The organism is Amycolatopsis sp. cmx-11-12, from assembly GCF_046269425.1.
Taxonomy (GTDB): domain Bacteria; phylum Actinomycetota; class Actinomycetes; order Mycobacteriales; family Pseudonocardiaceae; genus Amycolatopsis.
This window is the reverse complement of the sequence record NZ_JADNQM010000028.1, coordinates 84,738-104,762: the sequence shown is the minus strand read 5'-3', so window position 1 is coordinate 104,762 and position 20,025 is coordinate 84,738. Positions and strand designations below refer to the sequence as shown.

Here is a 20,025-nt window from a genome sequence, read left to right as displayed (position 1 = left end):
CATCTGATGACGCTGACCGCCGATTCCCGGCCGATCGCCTGTGTCGCCGACGTCACCGTCGCCCCGTCGCCCACCCCTATCGCCGACCGCGCCCTCTTCTGGTCCGGTCTCGGGGCCGGCGAGCGCACCCTGATCGACATCCTCGCCGAGACCGCCGCCCGCCATCCCAACGCGGGCGCGATCGACGACGGCGAGACCACGCTGTCCTACCGCAAGCTCGTCGAGGAGATCGACGCCTACGGCCGCAAGCTGACCGCCAACGGCGTCGGCGTCGGTGACCGCGTGGGCGTCCGGATCTCCTCCGGCACCGCGGAGCTGTACGTCGCCATCCTCGCCGTCCTGTCCATCGGCGCCGCCTATGTGCCGGTCGACGCGGACGACCCGGACGAGCGCGCCGACCTGGTCTTCGGCGAGGCCGACGTCGCCGCCGTCGTCTCCGATGGCGGTGTGATCACCGTCCTCGGCTCGCCCAGCGGCATCGAGGGCTCTCCCGCGCCGATCGACGACGCGTGGATCATCTTCACCTCGGGTTCGACCGGTAAGCCGAAGGGCGTCGCCGTCTCGCACGCCTCGGCAGCCGCGTTCGTCGACGCCGAGGCGCAGCTCTTCCTCACCGAGGAACCGATCGGCCCCGGCGACCGCGTCCTCGCGGGCCTGTCCGTCGCCTTCGACGCGTCCTGTGAAGAGATGTGGCTCGCCTGGCGTCACGGCGCCTGCCTGGTCCCGGCGCCGCGTTCGCTGGTGCGCACCGGTGTCGACCTCGGCCCGTGGCTGGTCGCGCAGGGCATCACCGTCGTCTCGACCGTTCCGACGCTGGCCGCGCTGTGGCCCGCCGACGCGCTCGAAGACGTCCGTCTGCTGATCTTCGGCGGCGAAGCGTGCCCGCCAGAACTGGCCGAGCGCGTCGCCGTCGAAGGCCGCGAAGTCTGGAACACCTACGGCCCGACCGAGGCCACTGTCGTCGCCTGCGCCGCGCAGATGACCGGCGAAGGACCCGTCCGGATCGGCCTGCCGCTGGCGGGCTGGCAGCTCGCCGTCGTCAACGAGGCGGGTGAGCCGGTCGCGATGGGGGAGACCGGCGAGCTGGTCATCGGCGGTGTCGGGCTGGCCCGCTACCTCGACCCCGAGAAGGACGCCGAGAAGTTCGCGCCGCTGCCGTCGCTGGGCTGGCGCCGCGCCTACCGCAGCGGCGACATGGTCCGTGCCGAAGCGGAGGGGCTGCTGTTCCTCGGCCGTCTCGACGAGCAGGTCAAGCTCGGCGGCCGCCGCATCGAACTCGGCGAGGTCGACGCCGCGCTCCAGGCGCTGCCCGGAGTGCAGGGCGCCGCCGCCGCGATCCGCCGCACCAAGGCGGGCAACCAGGTGCTCGTCGGGTACGTCGTGCCCGCCGAAGGGACGAAGTTCGATCACGACGAGGCCGCGACCCGGCTGCGCGAGCAGCTGCCCGCGGCACTCGTCCCGCTGCTGGCGCTGGTCGATGACCTGCCGACGCGGACCTCCGGCAAGGTCGACCGCAACGCGCTGCCCTGGCCACTGTCCACTGTGGACGCCGCCAAATCGGGTCTGTCGCCGACGGAGAGCTGGCTCGCCGAAGGCTGGGCGGAGATCCTCGGTGTCTCGGTGGACAACCCGAAGGCCGACTTCTTCACCAACGGCGGCGGCAGCCTGACCGCCGCGCAGCTGATCGCGCGGATCCGCACCCGGCATCCGCAGGTGTCGGTGAACGACATCTACGCCAACCCGAAGCTCGGCGCGCTGGCCACGTTGCTGGACGCGCTGAGCGGCGAGAAGACCGAACGCCGCGACATCGCGCCGACCCCGCGCAAGGCCGGGATCATCCAGTCGCTGCTGATGATCCCGCTGATGGGCATGGTCGGCCTGCGCTGGACGACGATCGCCGCGACGCTGTCGAACATCCTGTCGCTGGCCGGTTTCGCCTGGGCGCCGACGCTGCACTGGGCGTGGATCGCCGTCGCGTGGGTCGCGCTGTTCAGCCCGGCGGGCCGGATCGCGATCTCCGCGACCGGTGCGCGGCTGCTGCTGCGCGGGGTCCGTCCCGGCAGCTACCCGCGTGGCGGGAGTGTCCACTTGCGACTGTGGGCGGCCGAGAAGCTCGCCGAATTCAGCGGCGCGGACAGCGTCGCGGGCGCTTCCTGGATGACGACGTACGCCAGGGCTCTCGGCGCGCGGATCGCCAAGGACGTCGACCTGCACTCGCCGCCGCCGGTCACCGGCATGCTGAAGCTCGGCCGCGGTGCCGCCGTCGAACCCGAGGTCGACCTGACCGGGCATTGGGTGGACGGCGACCTCGTGCACATCGGCAAGATCCGGATCGGCGCCGACGCGCGGATCGGCGCGCGCAGCACACTGTTCCCCGGCGCGCGGATCGGCAAGGGCGCGGAGATCATGGCCGGGTCGACCGTCCGGGGCAATGTGCCAGCCGGACAGCGCTGGGCCGGTGCTCCCGCCGCCCGTGCCACCAAGGACTCGCTGAAGTGGCCGTCGAGCCGCCCGCCGCGTTCACGGTTCTGGTCTTCGGTCTACGGCGCCACCTCGGTCGCGCTGGGTCTCCTGCCCGCCGTCGCCGCTCTGCCCGCCGTCGCGGTGCTGGGTTACGCGATCGCCGGTGCCCCTTCGCTGGGCGCCGCGCTCGGTCAGGCGCTGCTGTTCACGCCGCTCGCGACCATCGCGTACTTCCTGAGCTACGCCCTGCTCGTGCTCGTCGCGGTCCGCTCGCTGAGCATCGGCATGGTCGAGGGTTACCACCCCGTGCACGGCCGCGTCGCGTGGCAGGTCTGGGCGACCGAACGGCTGATGGGCATGGCGCGTGAGGGGCTGTTCCCCTTGTACGCCAGCCTGTTCACCCCGGTGTGGCTCCGGATGCTCGGGGCGAAGGTCGGCCGCAACGTCGAGGCGTCCACCGTCCTCGCGCTGCCGAAGATGACCCAGGTCGACAGTGGCGCGTTCCTGGCGGACGACACCATGGTCGCCACCTACGAACTCGGCCACGGCTGGCTGCACGTCGCGCCCGCGCGGATCGGCAAGCAGGCGTTCCTCGGCAACTCGGGGATGGCCGCGCCCGGTCGTTCGGTGCCCAAACGCGGTCTGGTCGGCGTGCTGTCGTCGGCTCCGCTGAAGGCCAAGAAAGGCTCGTCGTACCTCGGGATGCCGCCGCTGCCGGTCCGCCGGTCGGTCGGCGACTCCGACACGAGCCGCACCTACACGCCGCCCCTGCGGCTGAAGGCGGCCCGCGCGCTCGTCGAACTGTGCCGCATCGTGCCGGTGATGTGCGGCGTCGCGCTGACCGTGCTGGTCGCCGCCGGGATCTTCGCGCTCGCTTCGACGTACGGCTTCCTGGTCGCGGTGCTGCTCGGTGGCCCGCTGCTGCTCGCCGCCGGTGCCGTCGCCGCGCTGACCGCCACCGCGATGAAGTGGCTGCTGGTCGGCAAGTTCCGCGCGGTCGACCATCCCTTGTGGAGTTCGTTCGTCTGGCGCAACGAACTCGCCGACACCTTCGTCGAGGCACTCGCCGTGCCGTGGCTGATCGGGTCGCTCGGCGGCACGCCGCTGCTGCCCGCGTGGCTGCGCACCATGGGCGTCAAGATCGGCCGCGGTGTGTGGCTGGAGACGTACTGGCTGCCCGAATCGGACCTCGTGAGCCTGGGCGACGGCGCGACGATCAACCGCGGTTGTGTCGTGCAGACGCACCTTTTCCACGACCGCATCATGACGATGTCGCCGGTGACCCTGGACGAGGGAGCGACGCTCGGGCCGCACGGTATCGTGCTGCCTGGCGCGAGCATCGGCGCGCGGACTACCGTTGGACCAGGGTCACTGGTGACCCGGGGCGACGAGGTTCCCGCCGACTCGCGCTGGCTGGGAAATCCCATCTCGGCCTGGACGAAGTAAGGGACTGTCGGCGGAGCTGAGGTGTGTTCGGAATGGTGACCGTATGGGTGAACCCGCCCCGGCCGAAGGCCTCGCTATCGCGGTGGCAGGGCGCCTTGTCCACTCACCGTGACGGTCTTTTGCCAGGTGGCGCCCTGCCGACGTCGATCGCGGTCGCGGGTTCACCACCGGACAAGATGGGAAGCGGGGTCTTTCGCGGGTGATTTCGAAGGCCTCCGCGCAGCCCTCGCCCGGCGCGGACACCTCCGGCGACTCCTATCTGCCCCATCACGGTAACGGCGGTTACCGGGTTCGGCACTACGATCTGGAGCTGGACTACAAGATCGGTCCCAACCGGCTGTCGGCCTCCGCCGCCATCACGGCGGAGGCGACGCAGGCGCTGTCGCGGTTCACACTCGACTTCGGCGACTTCCGGATCAATCGGGTGCTGGTGAACGGGAAGCCCGCGAAGTACACGCGGCGCGGGCACAAACTGCACGTGAAGCCGGCGAAGTCGCTGCCACTCGGTAGCGAGTTCCTGGCGGAGATCCACTACGTCGGCAACCCGCGCCCGCTTTCCGGGCTGTGGGGCGACATCGGCTGGGACGAACTGACCGACGGCTCGCTCGTCGCGAGCCAGCCGGTCGGTGCGCCGTCGTGGTACCCGTGCAACGACCATCCGGCGGACAAGGCGACCTACCGCGTCGCGCTGACGACGTCGTCGCCGTATCTCGTGGCCATCACCGGAAACCTGGTGTCGAGGCACGAGCGCGCGAGCACCACGAAGTGGGTTTTCGAACGACCCGAGCCGACGGCGACGTACCTGATGAGTGTCCAAATAGGACGGTATGACGACGTCGAACTGGTCTCCGGTCCGCAACCCGGCTGGCTCTCGCTGCCTTCGGTTTCGGCGTACCGGATCAGCCTCGACGGTGACTCCGTGCTCGCTTCGGTCCCGCAACGGGCCGCCGTGCCGCCGCGACTGCGCCGTTCTTTCGAGCGGGATTTCGGGCGGCAGGGCCGGATCATGGACTCGCTGCAACGGCTGTTCGGGCCGTACCCCTTCGACGAGTACGTCATCGTGGTCACCGACGACGACCTCGACGACCCGATCGAAGCCCAGGGTATGTCGATCTTCGGCGCCAATCACGTCGACGGCAGGCGCACCCACGAACGGCTCGTCGTGCACGAACTGGCGCACCAATGGTTCGGCAACAGCCTGACCGTCGCCGACTGGCGGCACATCTGGCTGAACGAGGGCTTCGCGACGTACGCGGAATGGCTCTGGTCCGAGGAATCCGGCGGACAGAGCGCGCACATCTGGGCGAAGACGTGGCACGCGCGAATGAACCTGAAGCCCGCGGATCTACGCCTCGCCGACCCCGGCGTTTCGCGGATGTTCGACGAGCGGGTGTACAAACGCGGCGGCCTGTTGTTGCACGCTTTGCGTTGTACCGTCGGCGATGCGGTGTTCTTCCCGCTGGTGAAGGCTTGGGCGGTGGAGAACCGGCACGGTTTGGTGACCACTGCTGCTTTCGTCGCGCTCGCTGAACGCTTCGCTGGTCGCTCGCTGGGCGCTTTCTTCGAGGCTTGGCTGGACGCTCCGGCGCTGCCTCCGCTTCCTGTTGCCTGACACTCGGGTGCGCCCAATGTGGCATTGGGTGCACCCAACGCACCCAATGCCACATTGGGCGCATGCGTTGAGTTGTCCACAGTGGGGCTGGTGGGGTTGGTGGGGCGAGTTGTCCACAGGTGGGGAAGTGGGGCTGGTGGGGAGTGGGGGTCGCCTCCGATGATCTTGGGGTGCGATCTGGGGAATGGGCTCGCGATCACGAGGCCCTTTACAAGCTGAGCCGCGACGGCGTGATCACTGTCGCGCAGCTGGTGGAACTCGGTGTCTCCAAGAGCACCTGCTTCCGGCGTTGCCGACCTGGGCAGCCCTGGCAACGGTTGCTGCCCGGAGTGCTGCTCGGCTCGGGGCGGCCGACTCGTCGTCAGGTGGTAGAAGGCGCACTCCTCTACAGCGGGCCGGAAGCGATCGTCACCGGCATCGAAGCCTGCCGCCGTCACGGTCTGCGGGGGCCGAAGAGCGCGACTGACCGGATTCATCTGCTGGTACCCGCGTCTTGCCAGGTCAGCAGCACGGGATATGTGCTCGTGGAGCGCACCACACGGATACCTCGCCCAGTGGTCGTGGGCGGAGTGGCGATGGCGCCACTCGTCCGGGCGGTTCTCGATGAGTGTCGTAGGTTCACCGCGCGCGACCCGGTCCGGGCGTTGCTGACCGAAGCCGTTCAGCGAGGCGGTCTGAAGCCCGAGGTCCTCATCCGGGAACTCGAAGAAGGTAGCGATCGGGGGAGCGCGCTTCCCCGCGAGGTGCTGCGTGATGTGCTGAGAGGCGCGAGGTCGGTCGCGGAGATCGACGCGATGGCGGTCTGGCGCCGGACCGGCCTTCCCGAACCGCTGTGGAATCACGAATTGAGGGATTCCGGTGGCCGCTACATCGGGACTCCGGATGGCTACTTCAGGGAAGTCCGTCTCGCGTGGGAGATCGACTCGTACGACTTCCACTTCGCGCGGACGCAGTACGCCGGCACGCTCGAGAGGAACAGTCGGTACGCCGCCGAGGGAATTCTTGTGTTGCAGACGCTTCCGAGCCGCTTGCGATCCGAGCCGTGGAAGGTCGCCGCTGAACTCGTGACCACCTACGACGCGGCCGAGCTACGCCAAAGATCGCCCCTTCTCCCAGACTGACACGTGTTTGGTGCTGTCGGCCGTGAACGCCGAGCGGTCCCAGTCCGCCCAGCGGTGTTTCAGGCGCATCCCGGCGATACGCGCCATGAGGTCCATCTCGGCGGGCCAGGCGTACCGGAAGGGAATGCGCCGGAAACGTCCCGTCCCGTCCGGTGACACGGTGACGTGGTTCGACGTGAATTCCTGCGTCACGACGTCGTACTGGTCGAACCCGACATACCCGAGTGTCACCGTGAACGGCACGGTGTCCTGTCCGGGTGGCAGGCGGCGCAGATCCGGCAGGCCCACCTCGACGAGGAACAGCCCGCCCGGCCGCAAATGTGCGGCCGCGTTCCGGAAGACCTCGACCTGCGCGTCCTGCGTGGTCACGTTGCTGATCGTGTTGAACACCAGGTAGACCAGCGAGAACTCGCCTGGCACCCGCGTCGACGTCATGTCGCCGATCGTGACGTCGATCGCGTCGCCGCCCGGCTTGGTCGCGATCCGCGCCGCCATGGCACGGCTCAGCTCGATGCCGCTCACCTGTACGCCGCGCGCGGCGAGCGGTACGCCGATTCGGCCGGTTCCCACGGCGAACTCGAGCACCGGGCCGTCGGCCAGTTCCGCCAAGACATCCACCGCGGGCGTCACCGCTTCGGGTGCGTTCGCGCCGCCCGGGTCGTCGTAGTCCGCGGCCACGCTCTCGGGGAACCAGCCGTCCGCCGGATCGTCTCCACGCTCGATCATGGCCCCGGACGCTACGCACGACGCCGTCCGCTCCGCACTCTATTATCGATAGGTCGGATGTATGTACGGCTGCATGGGTGAGCGGCCTGGTCAAAGTCGGACTATCTCTGGAAACATGCCGGTCGCCAGGACTTGATCTGCGGGAAACGTAGTATGAATCTGGAGGCGACCCATGGCCGAGCTATCCAGGCGATCGATGCTGAGGGTCGCGGCGGGGGCTGCGGCGCTCGGTGGGCTTTGGGCTCAAGGGGCGCCTCCGGCACTGGCCGGGCAGGACGTCCATCGCCGGATCGTCGACGACGCGCGCATGGTCTGGAAGCGGCTGCCGAGGAACTGGCAGGAGGGGCCGTTCCTCGCCAACGGCTTCCTCGGCGTCCAGTTCTACGCGGGTGCCCAGCCGAACGTCCTCAAGGTGATGCTCAGTCATTCCCAGGTCCAGGACCAGCGCGGACAGTGGGAAGCGGGCATCGGGTATTCGCGGCTCCCGATCGGCTACCTCACCCTCACCTTCGCCGGCGCGATCACGGCGGTGGATTGGCATCTCGACCTGTACAACGCCGAACTCGGCGGCACGATCACCACGACCCAGGGGTCGGCGCGGTTCTCCGCGCTGGTCCACAACGATCAGGACCTCCTGCTCGTCTCGATCACCGGAGAGGCGGCCTCGGACTGGGGATTCACGCCGCTCGAGTCGGCGACGACCCGGACGATCCGCAAACCGCCGGAGTACACGGCCAATCCCGCTCCGAAGCTCGCCAGTGCGGGCGCGGTCCGGTATTGCGAGCAGCCGTTGCACGCGGGCGGCGGGTACACGACGGCTTGGCGTGAGCGGACCATCGGCACGCGTCGGCTCCTGGCGGCCACGGTCGCGTACGGCTTTCCCAAGCCGACTCACACGGCCGAGGCGATCACGAGGGTCCAGCGCGCGTCGGCTGTGAATCCGGATGTGCTCGTCGCCGATCATCGGCGCTGGTGGAACGCCTTCTACCGGCGCAGTTTCGTGTCCATTCCGGACAAACGCGTCCAACGATTCTACTGGATCCAGTTGTACAAGACCGCGTGCGCCACCCGCGCGAACGGGCCGGTCGTCGCCGAATGGGGGCCGTGGTTCCCGGAGGTCGGGAACAGCTGGACGGCGGTGTGGTGGAACCTGAACGTCCAGGTCACGTACCCGATCGTCAACAGCAGCAACCATCCCGAACTCGACGCCGTCACCGCGACCTTCCGCCGCGACCACGCCAACCTCGAACTCTCGGTCCCTCCCGCTTACCGGGACGGCGACACCTACGCCCTTTCGCATCCGGGCGACTGGCGGCTGCGGCCCGGCGGCACCCGCGCGGTCGGAATTCCCGGCCCGGCCACGAAGAACGACCAGACCGGCAACCTGATCTGGGGCCTGCACAACGTCTGGCTCGCGTACCGGCACAGCATGGACGTCCGTATCTTGCGCGACGTCCTTTACCCGACACTCGCCAAAGCGCTCAACTACTACCGTCACTTCCTCGCCACCGGACCGGATGGTTCCCTGCACCTGCCGATGACGCGGTCACCCGAATACGCCGACGCGGCCGACTGCACGTACGACCTCTCACTGATCCGCTGGGCCGCGCGCACGCTCGTCGAATCTGCGGCCAAGCTGCGCATCGACGACCCGCGGGTGCCCGCCTGGCGGGAGATCGGCGAGAAACTGGTGCCGTATCACCAGGATCCCGATCGAGGAGTGCTGATCGGTGACGGTGTTCCACTGGCCGAATCACATCGGCACTTCTCGCATCTGCTCTGGCTTTATCCGCTGCGCGAGAAGCTCTGGGATCGTCCCGGCGACCGAGACATCATGCGCCGCACCTTCGCGCACTGGTCGAGTATCCAGGACAAATGGCACGGCTACAGCTTCGCGGCGGCGTCGTCGATGAGTTCGGTGATGGACGCGCCCGAGGAAGCCTTGCGCTACTTGAAGATCTTCCTCGACGGGACGGTCGTGGCCAACACCCAGCTGACGCCCAACACGATGTACCGCGAGGGCGCGAACCTCGCGATCGAGAGCCCCATCACCGCCGCACAGTCCGTTGTGGACATGCTCCTGCAAGGTGACCACGGCGTGCTGAAGGTCTTCCCGTCGGTGTCGTCGACCTGGCGGGACGCGTCGTTCGAGAGCCTGCGCGCGGAGGGTGCCTTCCTCGTCGACGCCTCCCGCCGGCACGGGGCGACCGAATGGATCCGCGTTCACAGCGAGGCGGGGGAGCCGCTCACCCTTCAGCACGGGATCCCGGGCCCCATCGAGGTCCGCGACGCGCGCGGACGGCAACTCCCGTGGCGGGCCGAAGGTCCGGGAACGATCTCGATCCGGCTCGGCCGCGGTGGGACGGCCGTCGTCACCCGACGTGGCGCACGTCCGGCCTTGGAGCCGCGCGACGTGCCCGGCGACCGGGAAACGCCTGCATGGGGACTCGACCAGGAGGGCTGAAGGATGGACATCACTCGCAGGACGGTGCTCGGCGGCGCGCTGGCAGGCGTCGCGGCGGCCGGGTTCGCGCCGTCCGCTTCGGCGGTGGAGAACGACTTCCAGCTCGGCGGTGTCGACTGGCCCGGCTTCCTCGGCTCCGCCGACATGCTGTGGCGGAGGATGCCGAAGACTTGGTATGAGGGCCCGTTTCTGGGCAACGGATTCCTCGGTTCGGGCATCTACGCCGAACCGGGCCGGAACGCCGTCCGCTTCAACGTCCAGCACAGTGAGGTCCAGGACCACCGGCCCGAATTCGGGTCGCTGTTCGGTCTCGCACGGTTGCCGATCGGACATTTCACCCTCGAACCGGTCGGCGCCATCACCGGGATCGACTGGCGGATGGACCTGTGGAACGCCGAACTCAGGGGCACGATCACCACCGCCGCGGGTAGCCTTTCGCTGCGGGCGATCGTCCACACCGGACAGTCGCTGCTGGCCGTCGAGATCGAGCCGACCGAGGGTGAGCGCGGCTTCCAATGGGTCTTCCATCCGGCCGAGGCGGTGAGCCCGAGAACGGATCCGAAGTTTGGGAAGCCGCCGCCCGCCGGATACGTCGCCAACCCGCCCGCGACGCTGGAAACCAGTGGTGACAGCAGGCTTTCCGTGCAGAGCCTGCTGGCGGGCGGCGAGCACGTGACGGCGTGGCGCGAGGTCACCCGGGGATCGAAACGCACGCTGTACACGTCCGTGGCCTGGTCGTATCCGAAGCGGACAGCGGCGCGTGAGGCGTTGAAGACGGTTCGCCGCGCCGAGCCGTTCGGCGCGCTGACGTCCGAGCATCGCCGCTGGTGGCACGACTACTACCGGCACGGCTTCCTGTCCATTCCGGACACTCGGCTCCAGAGCTTCTACTGGATCCAGCTGTACAAGATCGCTTCGGCCGCGCGTAAGGAAGCGCCGGTGATGGCGACCTGCGGACCGTGGCTCGAACCGACCCCGTGGCCCGCGACGTGGTGGAACCTCAACGTCCAGCTGGAGTACTGGCTCATCCACGGCTCGAACCACCTCGAACTGGACGCCGTCAGCCACGCGCTCGGCAAGTACCGCGCGAACCTGACGAGCCAGGTCGCCGAGCCGTACCAGCACAATTCGGCGGGCATCCCGCGCACGACCGACATGAACCTGCTCAACGGGGCGACCGGGACGAACGCCGGGTTCCCGGTCGGGATCCCCGGTAAGGAGTCGCCGACCCCGGAGGTCGGCAACCTGACCTGGGCGCTGCACAACGTCTGGCTGTCCTACCGGCACACGATGGACCGACGACTGCTGCGGGACACCCTGTTCCCGTTGCTGCGCAAGGCGATCAACTACTACCTGCACTTCCTCATGCCCGGCACGGACGGGAAGCTGCACCTTCCGGCGACGTTCTCCCCGGAATACGGCGTCAACGCCCCCGACTGCAACTACGACCTCGCGCTGATCCGCTGGGGGTGCAAGACCCTGCTGGAGTCGGCGGCGGAGCTGCGGATCGACGATCCGCTCGCCCGGCGGTGGCGGGAAGTCCTGGCCACGCTGGTCCCGTATCCCGTCGACGCCAACGGCTACATGATCGGCGCGGGGGTGCCGTTCGCGAAGTCGCATCGGCACTATTCGCATCTGCTGCAGGTGTATCCGCTGTACGAGATCACCTGGGAGCGGCCGGAGCACCGGCACGTCATCGAAACCTCGCTCGATCACTGGGTGGGCTTCGAAGGCGCGTTGCAGGGCTACACGTTCACCGGCGCCGCGTCGATGTCGGCGCAGATGCTGCGCGGGGACAAGGCGGAGTTCTACCTCGGCGAACTGCAGCGGCGCTACATCCAGCCGAACACGATGTACAAGGAGTCCGGCCCGGTCATCGAAACACCGCTCTCGGCGGCGCAGTCGCTGCACGACATGCTCGTGCAGAGCTGGGGCGGGGTCATCCGGCTCTTCCCGGCCGTACCCGCCAAGTGGGCGGACGCCGCGCTGCGTGACTTCCGGACGGAGGGCGCGTTCCTGCTCAGCGCCTCCCGGCAGGGCGGGAAGACGCGCTGGGTCAAGGTCGTCAGCGAGGCGGGGGCGCCGTGTGTGCTGAGGACGGACCTGGCGGGAGAGCTGACCGTCCGCGACCGATGGGGCAGGCCGAAACGCTGGCGGCGGCTGGCGAACGGAGACGTCCAGATCGACTTGCGGCGCGGAGAAGAGGCCGTCGTGCACCGCGCGGGCGACCGGCCCGACCTGGAAGTCCGGCCGGTCACACCGAACGGGGACGGCACGCCGTGGGGGATGCCGTGACGCCGCGCCGATAGTTCATGAGAGTGTTTCTGCACTTCCTCCACCGGATGACAGGAGCACAGATGTCCCAGCCGCCGCAGTCGGGCGAGCCCGAAGGCCAGGTGCCCGACCCCGGGTCTCCGCAGGGGCAGCCTTACCCGCAGCAGCCCTATCCGCAGCAGCCGTACCAGCAACAGGGCTGGTACGGCGCACCGCAACAGCCGCCGCCGTCATCGAACAAGACGGCGCTCTGGGTCGGCCTGGGTGTGCTGGGACTCGTCGTGGTGGTGGCCGTCGTGGCGATCACCGGATTCGTGGCGCCGGGGTTCTTCCTGTCGGACTCGAAGGGCGAGAGCCCGGTCGCGTCCTCGTCGCAGGCTCCGACGTCGAGTGCCCAGGAGACGGCGACGCAGAGCCCGGTTCAGATCCCCGCGGACCGGCTCCCGCTGCCGAAGCGCACCACGCCGTTGGCGGATCCGGCCGACTGCGCGTATCCGGCGAGCTCCAGCGGCGAGGTGCCGAAGAAGGCCACCCCGCCCGCGGCGGGCCCGACCCCGGCGTCCGGTACGACGGCGGCCACGGTCAAGACGACCGCGGGTGACATCGGGCTGACACTGGACCGCGGGCTCGCGCCGTGCACCGTGGCGAACTTCCTTTCGCTGGCGCAGCAGGGTTACTACGACGGCACCTCGTGCCACCGGCTCGGCACTTCGGGGCTCCAGATGCTCCAGTGCGGCGACCCGGCGGGCAATGGCATGGGCGGGCCGGGGTACACCATCCCGGACGAGGTCTTCCCGGAACTCAAGTACGGCCGCGGGCTCCTCGCCATGGCGAAGACACAGGCGCCGGACTCGGGCGGCAGCCAGTTCTTCATGGTCTTCGGCGAAGCCGAACTGCCGCCGGAGTACACGGTGTTCGGGAGCATCTCGGACGAGGGACTGCAGGTGCTGGACAAGGTCGCGCGTGGCGGAGCGGACGACTCCAAGGGTTCCGGTGACGGGACTGGGCCGCCGAAGATCCCGGTGAAGTTCCAGTCCATCGCGGTGGGCTGACCGGTGCTATGAACGGCCCGTTACTTGCAAAATTTGCAAGTAACGGGCCGTTCATAGCATCCGAGGACCCGGCGAGCGAGGGGGTCAGGGCAGGATCACGTCGACCCGCAGGCCACCGTCCTCGCCGGGAACGGCGGACACCCGGCCGTGGTGTGCGGTGGCGATCGAGTGCACTATGGACAGTCCGAGACCGGCGCCGTCGCGGTGGTTCGTGCGATCGGTGGTCAGACGGCGGAACGGCTGGAACAGCGTGCCGACCGACTCGGACGGCACCCGCTCGCCGGAGTTGCGCACGCTCAGCGCGGGTTCGTCGCCGACGGCCACTTCGACCCAGCCGCCCGGCCGGTTGTACTTGATCGCGTTGTGCACCAGATTGGCGATCAGCCGCTCCAGCAGGATGGCCTCCCCGGACACGGTGCGCTCGGCGACATCACGGCGCAGGGTCAGCTCGTGCTCGGCCAGCCGCTCGTCGAACCGTGCGAGCACCGAGTCCACGAGTTCGTCCAGCCGCACCGGCACGGTGCCGGGCAGCCCCCGGTCCGCCTCGGCCAGTACGAGCAGTCCCTCGATCAGCTGCTCGTTGCGCTCGTTGACCACCAGCAGCTGCGCCGCCAGCCGCTGCACGTCGTCGCCTCCACCGGTGACCATCGCGACCTCGGCGAGCGTCCGCTGCACAGCGAGCGGCGTACGCAGCTCGTGCGACGCGTTCGCCGCGAATCGGCGTTGTCCCTCGAAACCGAGCGCCACCCGGTCGAGCATCCTGTTCACCGCGTCGGCCAGCGCCCGCACTTCGCCGTCGGTCTGCTCCAGCGGCATGCGCTGGCCGAGGTTCTGCGGCCCCAGCTGCTCGACGGTGGCGGTGAGATCGGGCAACGGCCGCAGGACCCACGACGCCACCGGACGCCGTATCGAGATCATGAGCACGGTCACCGCGACGATCGGCAGGGTCCACCAGAGCCCGCCCGCCGTGTCGGCGCAGCCGGTGCCCTTCGGGCAGAAGTCGTGGTCCACGAACGTCCCGAGCACCATGCCCGCCGCCTTGGCGAGCGGGTAGGTCAGCAGCAGGAGTGCGAGCAGGGCACCGATGAGAACCAGCTCGACGCGGCCGCGTACTGACGCCCGCGCCCGCCTCAGCCGCCCAGACGGTAGCCCGCCCCGGGAACGGTGTGGATCACCTGCGGCGTGCCGAGCTTCTTCCGCAACGTCATCACCGTGACCCGCACCGTGTTCGTGAACGGGTCGGCGTGCTCGTCCCATGCCTTCTCCAGCAGTTCTTCCGGGCTGACGACCCGTCCCTCGGCCCGCAGCAACACTTCCAGGACGGCGAATTCCTTGGGGGACAGGGTCAACGGCCGACCGTCACGGGACGCGAACCGTTTGGCCGGGTCTAGTTCGACGCCTGCTCGGTCGAGCACCGGTGGCAGTGCCGGCCGGGCTCGCCGGGCCAGCGCGTGCACCCGGGCGACGAGTTCGGCGAAGGCGAACGGCTTGGTGAGGTAGTCGTCCGCGCCGAGGCCGAGCCCGTCGACACGATCGCGGATGCCCGCCGCGGCCGTGAGCATCAGCACGCGGGTCTCCCCGTCGCCCTCGGTGATCTTCCGGCAGACCTCGTCGCCGTGCACCAGCGGCAGGTCGCGGTCGAGCAGCACGACGTCGTACCGGTGGACCGCGACGCGTTCGAGCGCGGCATCACCGTCGTAGCAGACGTCCACCGCCATGCCCAGGTGCCGCAGGCCTTCCGTGATGGAGTCCGCCAGCATCCGCTCGTCTTCGGCCACGAGTACGCGCATCAACCATTCCCCACGAGCCTCAGTAGAACGCCGGACGGATAAAGGCCCGATAAAAGCCGATCTTAACGGCCCGAGATCACCGTTCGATTAGACCTGCCGCATGATCTTCCTCGGAAAGAACGCGGCCACCGCGGGACTGGGCGGGTCCGTCCTGGTTTCGCTCGGCGCGTTCGGGCACGGCCGGACGCTCTTCACCGCCGTGCTTTACCTCGGCCTCGCTCTGCTGCTGGTCGCTTGGGTCCGGTTAGGACACTCGACGAGTGCGCGCGAGGTCACCGGGGCGGCCTGGCTGTGGTGCGTTCCGCTGCTGTTCGCGCCGCCGTTGTTCAGCACGGATCTGTACACCTACCTCGCGCAGGGTTCGGTGGCGCAGGCGGGCCTCGACCCGTACACGCACGTTCCCGCCGAGGTTCCCGGCCCGATCACCGACAAGGCCGCCGGGGACTGGTCGTACATTTCGTCGCCGTACGGGCCGCTGCACATCCTGATCGTGAAGAGCGTGCTCGCCGTGACCGGGGAGAACGTGGTCCTCGGTGTTTTTCTGACCCGGCTGGCGATGGTGGCCGGGTTGGCGCTGCTCTGTGCCGCTTTGCCTGTCCTGTGCCGGTATCTCGGTGCCCGGCCGGAACGCGCGCTGTGGATGACGGTGGCGAATCCGCTGATGGTGCTCTGCGTGGTCGCGGGCGGGCACAACGACTTGCTGATGGTGGGACTGCTCGCAGCCGGCACGGCGCTCGTGCTCACCCGCGCGCCCGGGTTCGGGTTCGCGTTGGTCGCGCTGGCCGCCGCGGTGAAGGCTCCAGCGGCTCTGGCGTTGCCGTTCCTGGTATGGGTGTGGGCGGCACGGCGATCGGACAGACGTGGCTTCTTCGTCGTCTTCGCGGCGGCTGTGTCCATTGTGGTCGTCACGTTCGGGATGTGCACCGTCGTCGCCGGGGTCGATCTCGGCTGGATTCGGGCGCTGGGCGGGAATTCGAAGCTGGAACCCTGGCTGTCGATCCCGACCGCGCTCGGGAAGATCGGCAGGGCGGTGTTGCCCGGCTCCGTGGATGCCGTCGCGGTTTGCCGGATCGCCGGCTGGGCCGTTCTCGCCGGTCTGGTGACGTGGCTGTGGTGGCGCTGCCGGGCGGGTGGCGCGGCCGCGGTCCGCGCGGCGGCGGTGGCGCTGCTGGCGGCGGTCGTGCTCGCGCCGGTGGCGTTTCCCTGGTACTTCACCTGGCCGTTGGTGCTCGGGGCGGCGGCCGCGTGGCCGATTTCGTACGTCGCGGTCGCGGCCGCCGCCTCGACATGGCTCGTGGTGAGCACCCACCCCGACGGGGCGACGTTGCTGCCACCGTGGGGTTTCGGGGTGCTGGCGGTGCTCTCGGCCGGTGTCGGTGTGCTGACGGCGCGGGAAACGACGCGAGCGTGGCCGAAACTCGCCGACGGGAAGGTCACCGAGGCCTGTGCTTCAACGGCCGTCGGTCGTGAGTGACGTTTCGAGTTGTTGAGGAATAACACCACATGCACCGGGCATGTCGCGAAAGCCACATTCGGGACACCTGATGTCCCGAAAGTGGCTTTCGCGACACCCAGATCAGCACCCGGGGGATTAGATGGTGCGAAGGGGACTTTCCCCGCATGACACGCAGGGAAAGTCCCCTTCGCGCACCCGGAACAGCGCCGGACCCGTGGCGCCGTGAGTCTGCTGACCCGCCGACACGAGCAGGACTCAGAGCGGGTTGTAGGCCCCCAGCGGAGCGGTGCAGAACGGCCCGCCGACGTACTCCGCCGCCGCACCGGTCGGCGCCGGCTTGTCCGCCAGCTGATCGGCGTAGGTCTCCGCGTTGTCGAGCGACTTGTAGCCCAGTTCCTCGGCTTCGGCGAGCGAGTAGATCCGGCGTGTGTTGTCGGAGACGCCCCAGATCAGCCGGTAGCCGGGGGAGGGGTAGCTCAGGCACGCCTCGAACAGGCGGGCGCCGTCGTCGGGGGAGAGCCAGGTCGTCAGGCCGCGCGGGCCGAGGACGAGCGGGTCTTCGAAACATGAGCCGATCCGGATGACGATCACGTCCATGCCGAACCGCGAGTGGTACAGGCTGCCGAGTGCTTCGATGGCCGCTTTGCTGACGCCGTAGTAGGTGTCGGGGCGGGGGGTGGAGTCGGCGGGGAGGCCGTTCTCGCCTGCCTCGTCGTTGCGGCGGAAACCGACGGAATGGTTGCTGGAAGCCAGGATCACCCGCGGTACACCGGCCGCCCGCGCGGCTTCGAGGACGGTGTGGGTGCCGTTGATGTTGACGTCGAGCGTGGCTTCCCACGAGTTCTCGCGGCTGTGCCCGCCGAGGTGGATCACCGCGTCGACACCGGCGCACGCCTTGGCCATCGCCTCCGGGTCGGTCACCGACCCGATGATCAGCTCGACGTCCTCGCCGCCCGCGGCTTCGGGCTGCGCGGCCAGGTCGAGCAGTCGCAGCACCCGCCCGGAGCGGCGCAGCCGCGGCCGCATCAGGGTGCCGACGATGCCCGCCGAGCCGGTGATCAGGACGCGCTGGTCTGCCATGAGTACCCCTTGTCAGTGGAAGAAACGGGAAAGATCAGCGGATACCGGCGCGGCGCAGTTGCTGGCCGAGTTCCGCGGTGATTTCGGCGAGGAGTTCGCCGACGCGTGCGGCGTCCGCGTCGGTGACTTCGGTGACCGGCATGGAGCAACTGATCGCGTCCGTGCCGGGGATGCGGTACGGGATCACGGCCGCGACGCACCGGACGCCGAGGCTGCCTTCCTCGATTTCCGACGCGTAGCCGCGCTCGCGAGTCTTCGCGCATTCGGCGTGCAGCGACTCGGCCGAGGTGATGGTGTTCGGGGTCAGCGCCGACAACTCCCCGGTGAGGAGTCCGTCGATCTCGTCGTGTGTCAGTTCGGCCAGTAAAGCCTTCCCCAGCGCTGTCGCGTGGGTGGGCAGGGTGCGGCCGACGCGGGAGACGAGGTGCGTCGAGTGCCGTGATTCGCGGGTCTCCAGGTAGACGACGTCGGTGCCCTCACGGCGCGCGAAATGCGCGGTGAAGCCGGTCTTCTCCCGGATCCGTTCCAGTGCCTCGGTCGCGAACGGGACGACCGGGTCGCGGTCGAGGTACGCGGTGCCGCAGATCAGCGCGCGGACGCCGAGGCGGTAGCGGGCGGTGTTGGTGTCCACTTCCAGCCAGCCCGCTTCGAGCAGGGTGCGGAGCAGGCCGTGCAGGCTCGACCTGGGAAAACCGGTCCGTGCGTGGAGATCCGACAGCGAAAGCCAGACGTCGTTCGCGGCGAAGGTCTCGATGAGGTCGATCGCCCGCCGTGCCGACTTGACCCCGGCGGGCTCGGGTGCGGCGGACGCGCCGTTCGCCACCGTGACAGCGGCTTCCTGCTGTGGCATCCGCACTCCTCCATCCGGCCGTTGACTTGTGACCTCGGCCATATTAGCGTCCCGAACAGCGTTCTTATGGATGAACATAATCACTATAACAGACTCCGTTCATGGATGTGAACAGGTCGGGCTGGGTCACATCGCCGTGGACGCGGAAAGGAGTCAGCGGTGCATTTGCTGGACTGGATCATGGTGTCCGCGTATTTCGTGCTGATGGTGGTGATCGGCCTGTGGTCGCACAGCCGGGTCAACACGGTCAGTGACTTCTTCACCGCCGGCGGGAAGATGCCGTGGTGGCTGGCCGGGATCTCCCACCACATGTCCGGCTACAGCGCGGTGCTCTTCGTCGCGTACGCGGGCGTCGCGTACACCGACGGCATCACGGTCTACTTCTGGGGCATGGCGAGTATCGGTATCGGCGTGGGTATCGGCAGCTGGCTGTTCGCCGCCCGATGGAACCGCCTGCGTTCGAAGCTGGACGTCTCCTCACCGCTGGAATACCTGGCGAAGCGCTTCAACGTGCCCACCCAGCAGGCATTGGCCTGGAGCGGCAGCCTCCTGAAGATCTTCGACATCGCGGCCAAGTGGTTCGCGGTCGCGACGATCCTCAACGTCTTCGCGGGCGTGCCCTACACCTGGGGCATCATCATCACCGGTTCGATCACGCTGATCTACTGCACCGTCGGCGGTCTCTGGGCCGACGCGCTCACCGACTTCGGCCAGTTCGTCATCCAGGCCATCGCGGCGATCGTGATGCTGTGGGTCGTGCTGGACAAGCTCGGCGGCGTCTCCGGCCTGTGGACCGTGTGGGGAGACCTCCCGCCCGCCCACCTGAACCCGACCACCTCGAAGTTCACCACGGTCGTGTTGCTCGTCTACGTGCTGGTGAAGACGCTGGAGTACAACGGCGGTATGTGGAACCTGGCGCAGCGCTACATGGCCGCGCCGAACACGTTCGAAGCCCGGCGCAGCGCGCGGCTGTCTTCGATCCTGTACCTGGTGTGGCCGCTGGTGATGATGTTCCCGATGTTCGCCGCCCCGTTGCTGATCCCGGACATCGACAACCCCAACAACGCCTACGCGATCATGACCACGACGTTCCTCCCGCCGGGTCTGGTCGGACTGGTGCTGGCCGGGATCTTCTCGCACACCATGGCGATGGTGTCCTCGGACGCCAACGCGATCTCCGCGGTCATCACCCGCGACATGATGCCGGTGCTGTGGAAGAAGGCCCGCAGCTTCACCGAATCGCAGGGACTGCTCGCCGCGCGCGTTTCGACGGTGGTCTTCGTCGTGCTGACCATGGCGGTCGCCACGCAGGCCGAGAAACTCGGCGGTGTGCTCGGTATCGTGGTGTTGTGGGTCGCGGCGCTGATGGGCCCGATCTCGGTACCGTTGCTGCTGGGCATGCTCCCGGCGTTCCGCCGCTCCGGCTCCCGCGCGGCGCTGATCTCGTGGGCGGGCGGTCTCATCGCCTACGCGATCGCTTACTACGGCTACAACGCCACCCTCGCGGTCACCGTGTCCACCCCGATCCTGGTCTCGCTGGCGCTGTTCATCGGGCTCGGCTACCTCATGCCCGAGCGCAAGGCCACCACCGACGAGATCATCGACACGATCGACCGTGACGACGACCTCACACCCAGCAAGTCGCAGGACGGCACCACCGTGCCCGCCTGACCGGGCCCGTACCCGGGACC

At 68.6% G+C, this 20,025-nt stretch carries 13 protein-coding genes; 8 read left to right on the top strand and 5 right to left on the bottom strand.

The window, feature by feature from the left end:
- The first annotated feature begins 6 nt into the window (after positions 1 to 6).
- The 3 genes from ACLARN_RS31365 (at position 7) to ACLARN_RS31355 (ending at position 6,642) form a co-directional block, all read left to right on the top strand.
- Positions 7 to 3,909, top strand: coding sequence for a Pls/PosA family non-ribosomal peptide synthetase (locus ACLARN_RS31365; protein WP_409495083.1), 3,903 nt, complete (start codon positions 7 to 9; stop codon positions 3,907 to 3,909).
- A 199-nt stretch (positions 3,910 to 4,108) separates the two neighbouring features.
- Positions 4,109 to 5,521: a M1 family metallopeptidase gene (locus tag ACLARN_RS31360; RefSeq protein ID WP_409495082.1), complete on the top strand. Its 1,413-nt coding sequence runs from the start codon at positions 4,109 to 4,111 to the stop codon at positions 5,519 to 5,521.
- A 170-nt stretch (positions 5,522 to 5,691) separates the two neighbouring features.
- Positions 5,692 to 6,642 (top strand): hypothetical protein, encoded by a 951-nt coding sequence (locus tag ACLARN_RS31355; protein ID WP_409495081.1) that lies wholly within the window; start codon positions 5,692 to 5,694, stop codon positions 6,640 to 6,642.
- On the opposite strand, the gene ACLARN_RS31350 is transcribed toward ACLARN_RS31355, so the two are convergent.
- Complete coding sequence (locus ACLARN_RS31350; RefSeq protein WP_409495080.1) at positions 6,610 to 7,368, bottom strand: class I SAM-dependent DNA methyltransferase; 759 nt, start codon at positions 7,366 to 7,368, stop codon at positions 6,610 to 6,612. The genes ACLARN_RS31355 and ACLARN_RS31350 overlap by 33 nt on opposite strands.
- Before the next feature lie 172 nt (positions 7,369 to 7,540).
- Here ACLARN_RS31350 and ACLARN_RS31345 point away from each other — a divergent pair, with 172 nt between their 5' ends.
- The 3 genes from ACLARN_RS31345 (at position 7,541) to ACLARN_RS31335 (ending at position 13,158) form a co-directional block, all read left to right on the top strand.
- Positions 7,541 to 9,832, top strand: coding sequence for a glycosyl hydrolase family 95 catalytic domain-containing protein (locus ACLARN_RS31345; RefSeq protein WP_409495079.1), 2,292 nt, complete (start codon positions 7,541 to 7,543; stop codon positions 9,830 to 9,832).
- 3 nt (positions 9,833 to 9,835) lie between these two features.
- Positions 9,836 to 12,127: a glycosyl hydrolase family 95 catalytic domain-containing protein gene (locus ACLARN_RS31340; protein WP_409495078.1), complete on the top strand. Its 2,292-nt coding sequence runs from the start codon at positions 9,836 to 9,838 to the stop codon at positions 12,125 to 12,127.
- A 62-nt stretch (positions 12,128 to 12,189) separates the two neighbouring features.
- Complete coding sequence (locus ACLARN_RS31335) at positions 12,190 to 13,158, top strand: peptidylprolyl isomerase (RefSeq protein WP_409495077.1); 969 nt, start codon at positions 12,190 to 12,192, stop codon at positions 13,156 to 13,158.
- A gap of 84 nt (positions 13,159 to 13,242) precedes the next feature.
- Here the strand turns inward: ACLARN_RS31335 and ACLARN_RS31330 are convergent, their stop codons facing one another.
- Positions 13,243 to 14,187, bottom strand: coding sequence for a sensor histidine kinase (locus ACLARN_RS31330; protein ID WP_409495076.1), 945 nt, complete (start codon positions 14,185 to 14,187; stop codon positions 13,243 to 13,245).
- Positions 14,188 to 14,288: 101 nt separating this feature from the next.
- Positions 14,289 to 14,948 (bottom strand): response regulator transcription factor, encoded by a 660-nt coding sequence (locus tag ACLARN_RS31325; RefSeq protein WP_409495075.1) that lies wholly within the window; start codon positions 14,946 to 14,948, stop codon positions 14,289 to 14,291.
- A 100-nt stretch (positions 14,949 to 15,048) separates the two neighbouring features.
- Between ACLARN_RS31325 and mptB the strand changes: the two genes are divergently transcribed.
- Complete coding sequence (gene mptB / locus ACLARN_RS31320) at positions 15,049 to 16,422, top strand: polyprenol phosphomannose-dependent alpha 1,6 mannosyltransferase MptB (protein WP_409495074.1); 1,374 nt, start codon at positions 15,049 to 15,051, stop codon at positions 16,420 to 16,422.
- A gap of 237 nt (positions 16,423 to 16,659) precedes the next feature.
- On the opposite strand, the gene ACLARN_RS31315 is transcribed toward mptB, so the two are convergent.
- Both ACLARN_RS31315 and ACLARN_RS31310 read right to left on the bottom strand, forming a co-directional pair.
- On the bottom strand, positions 16,660 to 17,484 hold the full coding sequence (locus tag ACLARN_RS31315; RefSeq protein WP_409495073.1) for an NAD-dependent epimerase/dehydratase family protein: 825 nt from the start codon (positions 17,482 to 17,484) through the stop codon (positions 16,660 to 16,662).
- 34 nt (positions 17,485 to 17,518) lie between these two features.
- A complete protein-coding gene (locus ACLARN_RS31310; protein ID WP_409495072.1) occupies positions 17,519 to 18,334 on the bottom strand; it encodes an IclR family transcriptional regulator in 816 nt (271 codons plus the stop codon).
- Positions 18,335 to 18,493: 159 nt separating this feature from the next.
- Here ACLARN_RS31310 and ACLARN_RS31305 point away from each other — a divergent pair, with 159 nt between their 5' ends.
- A complete protein-coding gene (locus tag ACLARN_RS31305; RefSeq protein WP_409495071.1) occupies positions 18,494 to 20,005 on the top strand; it encodes a sodium:solute symporter family protein in 1,512 nt (503 codons plus the stop codon).
- Positions 20,006 to 20,025: the final 20 nt, after the last annotated feature.